We start from the raw sequence: 12,350 nt of genomic DNA on the forward strand, positions 1-12,350 counted from the left end.
GGGGAGAATATGATTAAAGCTAAACAGGAGAACTCTCAGGCGATACAAGAGGCTAACGTTGATTGTAGCTATCTACCTCGACCGGCAATTTGTGAAGTGGGATCAACATCATTAGATCCAATAACCGGAAAGCAACTACCGAAATATTAGTTTTAATATAGGGGCCCGTTCTGGCCCCTTATAACATATTGGGGTACTTACCAGAATTTTTTGACAAGTGTTTTTTCAGGGTAACCCTTTTTACCGAGTTCACCTTTAAGCAGGTAATAATCTGCACCATCGATTGAAACAGCTAACATACGAGGGGACGTATTTTTTGAATCTGCTCTCATGATAAAACCATTAAACCCTTTAGAGCTTTTGTCCAATGTAGTCTGAATAAGACCGTAACGAATGACTGAGTAATTTCCTTTAGGCAATTTTAACTGAGAAATCTCTGTACCAACTGCTGGCCTGATAGCTTGAAACATAAAAATTCGTTTATCATAAGCAATATCTTTTGTTGGTTTTGATGATAAAACACACTCATTGAATTTTGCCATCATTGACATTTCAATCACGCACTCGTCTACAGCTTTTACTTGTTTGTCAGCGTTAAATCCACGTTTCGCAGAACTGTCCTTTACAAAGTTAAACGTATAACGAGCACCTTCCTTTACGAGCGAAGGATCATCGTAGGGTAAGTTATTTGGATTGGGAACGAAGACTACATATTGTTCAACAGCAATATACTCAGCATCATCTTTACTATATAAAGAGCCTAAGGTCATGATACTTAAGCCGGACAACCCTCCAGTAACTGCCCCCATTGCACCATTCATAAGGTATTTGGAAATGCCTGCTTCATCTGAACTGCCGGGTTTAACCTCAGAATCGGCAAATGAAACATCGACACCTGCGAATGAATACGCGTTTTTAGCGACAGAATCAGTCGGATTAGCCGTCCAATAAGTACCATGGGAATTCGACTTTTGGGCTGTATCAGGGGTCTTTCCAACATTTGATGAACAACCGGCCATTACTGCAGATGAAGTGAGAACGAAAGCCAGAGAAAGTGATTGGTTAAGTTTCATTGCTGTTACCTTATTGTTGTCTTTAGATTTGCTTAGTATTCCATAGAACCCAAAAAACCTAATACCCTTTGGATAACAAAATTTGATTTTTAATCAGTGGATTAACGTACCTGTAACGTAAAAATGTGGCTTAGGTTCTACTTATACTGTCACCTCGATTAGAAGGAGGATGAGGTGTAAGTATCCCTTCAAAACGGCTCATTCACTTTTAGAGATCTTACGAAAAACTAATTTGTGCGTGCGAGGCTAGCTTCCGCTCCTCGCTCATAGCTGACGTTCGTTCATGGCTTTCATCTAGTCTCGCCAAGGCGAACTCCAGGCAACTGAAGCGCCTTCCAGACATATAGTATTCCCTTTGGCAATAAGTCTTGGTAGTGGCTAGATCTATGTTTTTTGGCACCAAATTAAAACGTACATTCTAAGTAGCCACCATCAAAAATAATTGCCCCATAACGAAATATAAAAAATATAACTCAGTAACTCATTATTTATATAAAATTAAAAACGCTTAAAGCAGTCATTAATTCTTCTGAAATTTCCACTGCTAGTTTTCCTTTAATTGTGACCTGTGCCGAAGACTTTTGGTTTCTAATAATTAAGCACAGCTCCACTGTTGACTTGTACAGTACTTTTAGCCGAGAGTAGGTGGATAGAAAACAATATTATCCTATACCCAAAATAATTCGAGTTGCATTGAGGCGGCAAGTGAATGAATCCCGCTGAGCTTACTCAAGTAAGTGATGCGGGTGAGTGAGCGCAGCCAACAAAAATGCAGCTCGAAGTATGAAGGGTATTAAATGAAACGCCCCCGCCTGGTGCAGCAACACCAAACGAGGGCTAACCACAACGTTAACTTCACAGGAGTCACGCTATGGCTGTTGCCAATAGTAACACATTTGCTCGCGCTGAAATTACTGCTACTCAATCCATTATTGCAGGGGATATCGCAGCTTTATTAAAATTACCGTTGGGTGCCACGCATGATTTATTTCAGGTTGTGGATATTTGCCAACGTTATGCTGATGAATTAATCGAAGTTGATAATCACGCTGAATATATGGCGCTGTGTGGGCGTTTACTGGCGGGGTTGAATGTATTGAAAGTGGTTTTGAAATCGCCGTTGCCAAAGCATCTTATTGAGCAATTAACGGTGAATGAAAATAATGCCGATGAATATCGCAGTCAACTTTCCACAGATTCAGAGACTACCTGCGAATATTGCTCCGCATTAACCATGGTATTACTGAATCAACAGGTCACTGAGGATCAGCAGGAGCATATAGAAGAATTGCTGTTTGAATTACTGACCATGCTGGCTGAGGATTTGAAAGCGCCGCGCTTTATCCGTACGGCATGCGGGTTGGCGATGATTGGTGGAGAAGTCATTCCAGCCATTCATTAAAACTGTGTTAACTCCTTCTCAGCCAATAAGCGGCTGAGAAGGCGGGATAGACGTTAATCCTCGAAATACCAGTATCCGCTGTTAACCAGCGCGGCCAGCATGGCAAGGAACGACGGGTCTTCGAGCGCATCACCAAACATTTCTGCTTTCAGTGTGATATGGCTCGCCAGTGCTTCAAGCGCCGGGCGATGCGGGCTGTCAATTTTCTCGCCGTTGACGTAAATCTCATCGGCGATACGCAGCACACGTAGTCCACCGAGGCGAGTAATAGCATCACCTTGCTTCAGGGCGTCATAAATCTCGTCAGGCTGATATGGCGGCTCTGGTGGCGCGACGTCAAGTTCGTGGCGTGACTGGGAAACAAACTCACCGAACCAGGTTTTAAAATGCTCCGGCTGGTTGATGAGCTCCAGCATCATTTCGCGTAACTTGTCCATTTCCTGCGGCAGCACATCGGCAGGGTGCTGGCGTACAGGCACGTCAGGGTCGGTATAACGCTGGCTGCCCAGTTCGCGTTGCAGCACGTAATCGGCAAAACCACTGATTAACTCGCGACCGCTTGGCGCACGGAAACCGACTGAGTAGTTCATCGAGTTTTCCAGCGAGTAACCTTCGTGCGGGAAACCAGGCGGAATATAGATAATATCGCCCGGCTCTAACTCTTCGTCGATGATGGCGTCGAACGGCTCCACTTGCAGTAAATCAGGATGCGGGCAGTGTTGTTTCAGGGCGACTTTTTCCCCGACACGCCAGCGGCGGCGGCCAACGCCCTGAATGATAAACACGTCGTACTGGTCGAAATGCGGGCCAACGCCGCCGCCTGGAACCGAGAAAGAGATCATCAGATCGTCAATTCGCCAGTCGGGCAGAGCGCGGAAGGGGCGCATCAGGCGGGCACTTTGTTCATGCCAATGGTTAACTGCCTGAACCAGTAAAGACCAGTTGTTTTCGCCCAGATGATCGTAGCTCTGGAACGGGCCGTGGCTGACTTGCCAACTGCCTTCGTTATGGCTGACAAGGCGGCTGTCCACCTCGTTTTCCATGGCAAGGCCTGCGAGTTCATCCGGGGAGATAGGGTCGATGAAATTTTTGAAGCCACGTTTTAGAACCACCGGGCGTTTTTGCCAGTAGTTCGCGATGAAATCGGGCCAATTTAGGTCGAGTTGATAGTCCATATTATTATCCGGCAGGTGAAGGAGCCTGCCGAGGATTATAACGGATGGCGCCCGCCGTTACGGGAGTATTTTCAATCTTCTTCCCGGTCTGGACGCTGGCGCGCAAAAATCACTTCCATGCGTGCGCCACCGAGTTCACAGCTCGAGGCCAGAATCTCACCGTCGTATTGTTCGACGATTTCACGTGCAACGGATAAACCCACGCCCTGGCCGGGTCGCAAGGTGTCGGCGCGTTGCCCACGGTCAAACACCATGCTGCGTTTGCTTTCAGGAATGCCCGGTCCGTCGTCATCAACGATTAAATGCAGCGCGTCATCGAGCTGGCGGCCTGAGATCTCAACAAATTCAAGGCAGTATTTGCAGGCGTTATCGAGAACATTGCCCATCACTTCCATAAAGTCATTTTTCTCGCCCACAAAGGTGATTTCCGGTGAAATATCGAGTGTGATATTCACCCCTTTACGTTGGTAAACCTTGTTGAGTGCGGAACACAGACTGTCGAGTAGTGGGGCGACCGGATGAAGCTCGCGGCTGATAAGTGCACTGTCGCCGCGCATGCTGGCGCGATGCAGGTAATAGCCAATTTGCTGCGAGATACGGCTGATTTGTTCCAGCATCAACGGTTCTGCTTCTTCAATATTCAGCTTCTTCGTGCGCATCGATCGCAAGGTGCTCTGTAAAACCGCCAGGGGTGTTTTCAGACTGTGCGTTAAGTCGGTAAGTGTGGTGCGGTATTTATCGTAACGATCGCGTTCCGTGCGCAGCAGGCGATTGAGGTTGCGCACCAGGCTGGTCAGCTCGCGTGTTGTTTCTGGGTTCAGGCTGTCGCGGTCATGTTTTTCCAGCTCCCGCACTTCTTTTGCCAGTTCTTCGATGGGGCGCAAGCTCCACCGCGCGGCGACCCAAAGTAACGGTATGACTAACAGCAGGTTGGCGAGGAAAACACAGGTAAACAAACTCCAGACCGTATATGAGCGTTTTAGCTCAATAGGAATGGTGTCGACAACCACAATGGTTAAGGCGGGCATTTTGCCCATTGCCGGGTATTTGTTGACTGCAACGGAGTGGCTGACTTCATCGCTATAGTCGCCATCATAAAAATCTTTTAGCTGGTTCTGGAGATTTTGGTCGTTGCCCAACAAGTCATGGCTGGTATCAAAATTGGCTTCCAGGTCGTGAAAACCATCGGTGGTGAGCCACTCTTTTTTAATTTGCTGCGCGACATGCGGCAAATCACGCTGAGCCCACATCAGCTTGCCTTTAGCATCGTAGATAAGGGCCATAGTCGGAGTTTTCAGATTCAGGTTTTCAGGAATCACTACATTTATCTTGCCGTTCTCGTAGGTCGCAAGGGTATAAAACAGGTTGCTCTCGCCGCGCAGCAGACGGAAAGTCGTTTTATCAAAACTGATGTTATAACCCACCAGTGCCACAACGCCGTAGGCCAATGACAGCACCAAAACTACGGCGGCGGTTGCGAGTAAAAAGCGAACTCGTAACGATAACGGTAAAAAATGGCGGATGAATTTCATGGTTAACGCAAATCGAAGCGGTAACCCTGACCGCGCACTGTTGTGATGGCTTCGTGGGGATATTCAGCCAGGATCTTCTTGCGCAGACGTCCCATCAATACATCAATGGTGTGGCTTTCACGCAGTTCGGCATCGGGGTAAAGCTGAAGCATGAGTGAATCTTTGCTAACCACTTTGCCATTGTTACGAATCAGCGTTTCCATAATGGTGTATTCAAAGGCGGTCAGCTTGATGAGGCTGTCGTTGATAAGCAGCTCGCGGCGTGACAAATCGACCTGAAAAGGGGGCAGGGAAATAACCTGAGACGCCAGGCCGCTGTTGCGGCGCATTAACACCTGCATGCGGGCGACCACTTCTTCGAGATGAAACGGCTTGGTCACGTAATCATCAGCACCCGCACCCAGCACTTCGACCTTGTCTTGCCAGCCTTCACGCGCGGTCAGAACCAAGATAGGAATCGTCACGTCATGGCTGCGCCAGCGGCGAATCAGGCTCAGGCCATCTTCATCGGGCAGGCCTAAATCGACTATGGCAATATCGGGGGTATGTTCATTCAGGAAATAGTCAGCTTCTTTGGCATCTTCAGCAGCATCGACCTGATGCCCGGACTCACGTAGCTGAACCTTGAGATGGTGACGTAACAGAGCATTATCTTCTACAACCAGAACTCGCATTCTTTATCCCCCAGAATATAAACGGCATTGATAGTTTAACGCTAATTATCAACGAGGGGGCATAAACCATGTATAAACAGGCGGGGATGAAAAAAACGCCACCGCGAAGGGTGGCGTTGGAAGGTTATTTCAGTTCGTCAACCATGGTGATGGCGCGGCCAATATAGTTAGCCGGGGTCATCGCTTTCAGGCGAGTTTTTTCCTCTTCTGGCAGCTCAAGGCTGTCGATAAACTGCTTCATGCCTTCCGCATCAACACGCTTACCGCGAGTCAGCTCTTTGAGCTTCTCGTATGGCTTCTCAATGCCGTAACGGCGCATCACGGTCTGAATTGGCTCAGCCAACACTTCCCAGTTGAGATCCAGTTCTGCCAGCAGGCGGTCACGGTTCACTTCCAGCTTACTCACACCTTTCAGGGTGGACTGGTATGCAATCAGCGCATAGCCAATACCCACGCCAAGGTTACGCAGCACGGTGGAGTCAGTTAGGTCGCGCTGCCAGCGTGAAACAGGCAGTTTGCTCGCCAGGTGTTGCAGCATTGCGTTAGACAGACCCAGGTTGCCTTCGGAGTTTTCGAAGTCAATTGGGTTAACTTTGTGCGGCATAGTGGAAGAGCCAATTTCGCCGGCAATCGTTTTCTGCTTGAAGTGGTTCAGCGCGATGTAACCCCAGACGTCACGATCGAAGTCGATAAGAATGGTGTTAAAGCGTGCCATGCAATCAAACAGCTCAGCGATGTAATCGTGCGGCTCGATTTGCGTGGTGTACGGGTTCCACTGAATGCCCAGTGAAGTCACGAACTCTTCGCTGAACTGGTGCCAGTCAACTTCCGGGTAAGCAACCATATGGGCGTTATAGTTACCCACCGCGCCGTTGATTTTGCCCAGAATGTCCACTTTCTCTAACTGACGGAACTGGCGCTCCATGCGGTACGCCACGTTTGCCATTTCTTTACCCATTGTTGATGGGGTGGCTGGTTGGCCGTGGGTACGGGAAAGCAGAGGAATATCACGATACTGAACCGACAGGTCTTTCACCGCGTCGATCACTTTGCGCCAGTACGGCAGCACCACGTCCTGGCGTGCAGTTTGCAGCATCAACGCGTGGGACAGGTTGTTGATATCTTCAGAAGTACAGGCGAAGTGAATAAATTCAGATACCGCATGCAGGGCAGGGACGGCCTCTACTTTTTCTTTCAGGAAATACTCAACCGCTTTTACGTCGTGATTGGTGGTGCGTTCAATGGTTTTGATGCGCGCGGCATCTTCTTCACTAAACTCAGCAACAATTTTATCAAGGTAACCGATTGCGTCTGCGTCAAAAGCAGGAACTTCCTTGATCGCTGCGTGCGTGGCCAGTTTTTGCAGCCAACGTACTTCGACTTGTACGCGGAATTTCAGCAAACCAAATTCGCTGAAAATAGCGCGCAGAGCGCTGACTTTGTCGCCGTAACGTCCATCAACGGGGGAAACGGCGGTCAGTGAGGATAATTCCATAAGTTACAACTCCAGAGAGGTTAACATTGAGCAAGAATTTGTTTGGCCTGAGCACACAGGCGACTACGAGAAAACATTAACTGCAAGCGGCCGCCGCCAACTTGATGCCACAATACGGCGGCACGAATACCGGCCAATAATGAGGCGCGGACTTTGCTCTGCACCTGCGGGCTTTGCAGCACAGCAGGGGAGCCGGTGACCTGAATACGTGGGCCTAATGGACTAATCACATCCACATAAATCCCGGCCATGGCGCTAAGCAGTGTGTCGGACTCAAGATCAAAATGATCAAGCTGGCGCTGCAACCCGGCAATGCTTGAGCCAAGTTTATCCATTGCGCCTTTGCTGCCGTGAAGTTTACGTTCGAGCACCATCAGGCTTAATGTGTAGCGCGTCAGTTCAGCGTTCAGACCCTGGCGATTACTGGCGTTCAACACGCTGAGCAAGGTTTCCAGACCGAGTTTAAGATTGGCTTCGTTGCCACCAAAAACATCCAGCGTGGAGCCCGGGTTTTGATCGATAACGCTGTTCAACGAGACATGCAGCGCATCGTTATCGCAATGCCCCTGGTGTGCCAATTGCTGAACCAGACGGGCAGACTGACAGATCCCTGCCAGTGCGATGGTGATGTCATAGTAATTCTTGGCCACGGAGCTTCTTCCTTGCTGACAATTTTTAAACAGTGAGCGGCAGACGCTGCTCAATAACACCACCACCGAGGCATACTTCACCGAGATAGAACACGGCAGACTGGCCTGGTGTGACGGCAGCAACAGGTACATCAAAACGCACTTCAATACGGTCTGCATCCAGCGGCGTAATCACGCATGGAAGGTCAGTCTGGCGATAGCGGGTTTTGACCGTACACTTCAGTGGTTCGGTCAACGTTTCACGGTCAACCCAATGAAGTTGCTGTGCAATTAAGCCAACGGACATCAGGCGTGGATGCTCACTACCCTGAGCCACAACCAGGATATTGTTCTCAACGTCTTTATCGACGGTGTACCACGGCTCTTCGCTACCGTCTTTGGTGCCACCGATGCCCAGGCCTTTACGCTGGCCCAGAGTGTGGTACATCAAACCCTGGTGCTGACCAATGGTTTCACCATCAACGGTGACAATTTTACCCGGTTGTGCAGGCAGGTATCGGCCAAGGAATTCGCGGAATTTGCGCTCGCCGATAAAGCAGATACCGGTGGAGTCTTTTTTCTTCGCGGTGATCAAATCTAACTCTTCAGCAATGCGGCGAACTTCTGGTTTTTCCAGCTCGCCGACCGGGAACAGACTTTGTGCGATTTGCTCGTGCCCCAGCGTATAAAGGAAGTAGCTTTGATCTTTGTTGCTGTCTAAGCCGCGCAACAGGCGACTTTTACCGTCCACATCTTCGCGACGCACGTAGTGACCGGTAGCGATGTAATCGGCACCTAAATCTTCGGCGGCAAATTCGAGGAAGGCTTTAAATTTGATCTCTTTGTTGCACAGAATATCCGGGTTAGGTGTGCGCCCGGCTTTGTACTCTTCCAGGAAGTGTTCAAATACGTTATCCCAGTATTCTGCAGCAAAGTTTACGGTATGCAGTTCAATGCCGAGCTTGTCGCAAACGGCTTGCGCGTCAGCTAAATCAGCAGCTGCAGTGCAGTACTCCTCGCCATCATCCTCTTCCCAGTTCTTCATGAACAGGCCTTCCACCTTGTAACCTTGTTGCTGCAACAGGTAAGCGGAAACGGAGGAATCGACACCGCCGGACATCCCGACAATCACTTTTTTTGGGCTTTCAGACATTGGAGTAACTCACGACATTGAACTTATAAGGCGGCGTATTCTATCACGCATCCCCAAAGCTATCACCCCTAACTAAACGGCCAGTTAAATGCGCCCAGAATGCTGAGTGGATAACGTTCCGCACGTAGGTAGCAGCGAATACTTTCGGCAACCAGCGGTGAGCGCAAATTATCAGCGTTAACAATTTGTTGCGCATCGAGCCATAAACAACGATCGATATCGCTATCGTGGGGCGTTGTCGGGAGTTGCTCGTCGAGATCGATGGAAAACAGGAATCGCAGGAAAGGGGTTTTATCCGGGGCTATCCATTGGTGCATGCGGATAAAGGTTTGCGGTTGCGCACAAATACCGGTTTCTTCATATAATTCGCGCGTAGCCGCTTCTATTAACGTTTCGTCAGCTTCCAGGTGCCCGGCAGGCTGATTCCACGTGGCTTTGCCATTGATTGTTTCTTCAACAACCAAAAATTTCTCTTGTGCCTGAACCACGCAGGCGACGGTAACGTGCGGCTTAAACATCGTTATTTTTCCTGTCTCAAATTCGTTAGTACGATCATTAGAAAGTGATCTGGATCACATATTTTTACTGTGACCTATACTCTGTTGGATTTCAAAAATCCCACGAGGGCACCATCATGCAGCTTACCACGCGTATTATGCCGCAACAGAAACGTATCGCTTTAGTAGCTCACGATCCTTGTAAACCCGACTTGCTGAACTGGGCGGTTGATAACCAGACGGCTCTTAGCCAACATATCATTTACGCAACAGGCACCACTGGAAACCTATTGCAGGCACACACTCGGTTATCCGTTCTGGCGTTGATGAGTGGTTCGATAGGGGGCGACCAACAGCTAGGATATCTGATTGCATCAGGCCAGATAGATGTACTGATTTTCTTCTGGGACCCGCTCAGCGCAGTGCCACATCATTCTGATGTCAAAGCTTTGATGCGGCTGGCGACGGCCTGGAATATCCCGATTGCCAGCAACGCATGTAGCGCCAATTTCTTGATTCATTCATCGCTCTTTGAGCAGGCGCTGGAAATCACCGTACCTGATAGCGATGCTTTCCTCAGTAGCCGTGTTTCGCATGTCACTCAACACGGCGTGAATACCCAGCACCTTTTATAGCGTGTCCATTGGGATTTCGCGCCATTCACCTGGCGCTAAATCTGCCAGTTCCAGCGTACCCATTGCATAACGCACCAGGCGCAGCGTCGGGTAACCGACATGCGCCGTCATCCGCCGAACCTGGCGATTGCGGCCTTCATATAAAGTGATCTTCAACCAACTGGTTGGAATGGCCTTACGCTCACGAATTGGAGGGTTACGCGCCCATATCCATGTTGGCTCATCAACTAACTCCGCACCTGCTGGCAGGGTAGGGCCGTCATTGAGCGTCACGCCATTTCGCAACAATTCCAGCGCTTCTTCCGTCGGCACACCTTCAACCTGCACTAAATAAATTTTACCGGTGCGTTTACCAGGCTCCGTCAGTTTTGCCTGCAATGCGCCGTCATTGGTTAACACCAGCAAACCTTCGCTATCTCTGTCCAGACGTCCCGCCGCATAAATTCCTTGTAACGGTATGTAATCTTTCAGCGTGCTGCGCCCGGATTCGTCGGTAAATTGCGGTAGCACATCATAGGGTTTATTGAAGATAACCAGCCGCTTCGGTCCGCTATGCTGTGGTTTTTTGGCAGGTCGTTGTGTGCTGAATCGTTTAACTTGCTGGTTTCTAAAAGAAGTTTTATTCATAGTGTTTTCAGATGTTAGGTATTAACGCATTATAACGGAAATCACCAGTGATTGGCGCGGGCCTGATATTCAAGTAGTATTGACACGCACATTACAAATCATTAACAAAAAGAAGCGCTCGAAGGAGAAGGTTAATGGAAAGCAAAGTAGTTGTTCCGGCGGAAGGTAAAAAGATCACCCTGCAAGATGGCAAACTGAATGTTCCTCACAACCCAATCATTCCTTTCATTGAAGGTGATGGTATCGGTGTGGACGTGACGCCAGCTATGATTAAAGTGGTTGATGCCGCCGTGCAGAAGGCCTACAAAGGCGAGCGGAAAATTTCCTGGATGGAAATCTATACCGGCGAAAAATCTACCCAACTTTATGGCCAGGATGTCTGGCTGCCAGAAGAAACTCTGGACCTGATTCGTGATTACCGCGTGGCGATTAAAGGGCCACTGACCACGCCAGTTGGTGGCGGCATTCGTTCCCTGAACGTTGCTCTGCGCCAGCAACTCGACCTGTACGTATGCCTGCGTCCGGTGCGTTACTACCAGGGCACGCCAAGCCCGGTTAAACACCCAGAGCTGACCAACATGGTTATCTTCCGTGAGAACTCAGAAGATATTTATGCGGGCATCGAGTGGAAGGCTGACAGCGCAGAAGCTGAAAAAGTCATCAAATTCCTGCGTGATGAAATGGGCGTAACGAAAATTCGTTTCCCAGAACATTGCGGCATCGGCATCAAGCCTTGCTCTGAAGAAGGCACCAAACGCCTGGTTCGTGCAGCCATCGAATACGCAATCACCAACGACCGTGATTCCGTGACCCTGGTTCACAAAGGCAACATCATGAAATTCACCGAAGGTGCTTTCAAAGACTGGGGCTACCAACTGGCGCGTGAAGAATTCGGCGGCGAGCTGATCGATGGCGGTCCATGGGTGAAACTGAAAAACCCTAACACCGGCAAAGAGATTATCGTTAAAGACGTGATTGCTGATGCATTCCTGCAACAGATCCTGCTGCGTCCTGCTGAGTATGACGTAATTGCATGTATGAACCTGAACGGTGACTACATCTCCGACGCCCTGGCAGCTCAGGTTGGCGGTATCGGTATCGCACCAGGCGCTAACATCGGTGACGAATGCGCACTGTTCGAAGCCACCCACGGCACAGCACCAAAATATGCAGGCCAGGATAAAGTGAACCCAGGTTCCATCATCCTGTCCGCAGAGATGATGCTCCGTCATATGGAATGGTTCGAAGCGGCTGACTTAATTGTTAAAGGTATGGAAGGCGCGATTAACGCTAAAACCGTAACTTACGATTTCGAACGCCTGATGGAAGGCGCTAAGCTGCTGAAATGTTCAGAGTTTGGCGACGCGATGATCGAACATATGTAATTAGCGATACTGCTGATTTCAAAGCGGGAGCCTGGTGCTCCCGTTTTTTATGCCATCCTAAAATCTCTTCCCC

12 protein-coding genes are annotated in these 12,350 nt (G+C 49.2%); 3 read left to right on the forward strand and 9 right to left on the reverse strand.

Annotation, left to right across the window (positions count from 1 at the left end; translation table 11 throughout):
• Positions 1-197: 197 nt before the first annotated feature.
• Positions 198-1,073: a hypothetical protein gene (locus M977_RS18905; RefSeq protein ID WP_064518001.1), complete on the reverse strand. Its 876-nt coding sequence runs from the start codon at positions 1,071-1,073 to the stop codon at positions 198-200.
• 871 nt (positions 1,074-1,944) lie between these two features.
• Here M977_RS18905 and M977_RS18910 point away from each other — a divergent pair.
• Positions 1,945-2,475: a hypothetical protein gene (locus M977_RS18910; protein ID WP_064518003.1), complete on the forward strand. Its 531-nt coding sequence runs from the start codon at positions 1,945-1,947 to the stop codon at positions 2,473-2,475.
• A 53-nt stretch (positions 2,476-2,528) separates the two neighbouring features.
• Here the strand turns inward: M977_RS18910 and M977_RS18915 are convergent, their stop codons facing one another.
• The 7 genes from M977_RS18915 to M977_RS18945 form a co-directional block, all read right to left on the reverse strand.
• The gene (locus M977_RS18915) at positions 2,529-3,650 is read right to left on the reverse strand and encodes a ribosomal protein uL16 3-hydroxylase (protein ID WP_064518005.1); all 1,122 of its coding nucleotides are present in this window, start codon (positions 3,648-3,650) and stop codon (positions 2,529-2,531) included.
• A 71-nt stretch (positions 3,651-3,721) separates the two neighbouring features.
• Positions 3,722-5,182: a two-component system sensor histidine kinase PhoQ gene (phoQ, locus tag M977_RS18920; protein ID WP_064518008.1), complete on the reverse strand. Its 1,461-nt coding sequence runs from the start codon at positions 5,180-5,182 to the stop codon at positions 3,722-3,724.
• A 2-nt stretch (positions 5,183-5,184) separates the two neighbouring features.
• On the reverse strand, positions 5,185-5,856 hold the full coding sequence (phoP, locus tag M977_RS18925; RefSeq protein WP_064518010.1) for a two-component system response regulator PhoP: 672 nt from the start codon (positions 5,854-5,856) through the stop codon (positions 5,185-5,187).
• 124 nt (positions 5,857-5,980) lie between these two features.
• A complete protein-coding gene (gene purB, locus M977_RS18930) occupies positions 5,981-7,351 on the reverse strand; it encodes an adenylosuccinate lyase (protein ID WP_064518013.1) in 1,371 nt (456 codons plus the stop codon).
• 20 nt (positions 7,352-7,371) lie between these two features.
• Entirely contained in the window at positions 7,372-8,001 is a 630-nt protein-coding gene (gene hflD / locus M977_RS18935) for a high frequency lysogenization protein HflD (RefSeq protein ID WP_064518015.1), read from the reverse strand.
• A gap of 25 nt (positions 8,002-8,026) precedes the next feature.
• Positions 8,027-9,133, reverse strand: coding sequence for a tRNA 2-thiouridine(34) synthase MnmA (gene mnmA, locus M977_RS18940; RefSeq protein ID WP_064518017.1), 1,107 nt, complete (start codon positions 9,131-9,133; stop codon positions 8,027-8,029).
• Positions 9,134-9,201: 68 nt separating this feature from the next.
• Entirely contained in the window at positions 9,202-9,651 is a 450-nt protein-coding gene (locus M977_RS18945; RefSeq protein WP_064518019.1) for an NUDIX hydrolase, read from the reverse strand.
• 116 nt (positions 9,652-9,767) lie between these two features.
• On the opposite strand from M977_RS18945, the gene M977_RS18950 reads away from it, so the two are divergent.
• Positions 9,768-10,265, forward strand: coding sequence for a methylglyoxal synthase (locus M977_RS18950; RefSeq protein WP_064518021.1), 498 nt, complete (start codon positions 9,768-9,770; stop codon positions 10,263-10,265).
• On the opposite strand, the gene rluE is transcribed toward M977_RS18950, so the two are convergent.
• Entirely contained in the window at positions 10,260-10,892 is a 633-nt protein-coding gene (rluE, locus tag M977_RS18955; RefSeq protein ID WP_064518023.1) for a 23S rRNA pseudouridine(2457) synthase RluE, read from the reverse strand. The genes M977_RS18950 and rluE overlap by 6 nt on opposite strands.
• Before the next feature lie 134 nt (positions 10,893-11,026).
• Between rluE and icd the strand changes: the two genes are divergently transcribed.
• The gene (gene icd, locus M977_RS18960) at positions 11,027-12,277 is read left to right on the forward strand and encodes an NADP-dependent isocitrate dehydrogenase (RefSeq protein ID WP_064518026.1); all 1,251 of its coding nucleotides are present in this window, start codon (positions 11,027-11,029) and stop codon (positions 12,275-12,277) included.
• Positions 12,278-12,350 lie beyond the last annotated feature (73 nt).

Origin of the sequence: Buttiauxella gaviniae ATCC 51604, assembly GCF_001654835.1 — a bacterium.
Lineage (GTDB): Bacteria > Pseudomonadota > Gammaproteobacteria > Enterobacterales > Enterobacteriaceae > Buttiauxella > Buttiauxella gaviniae.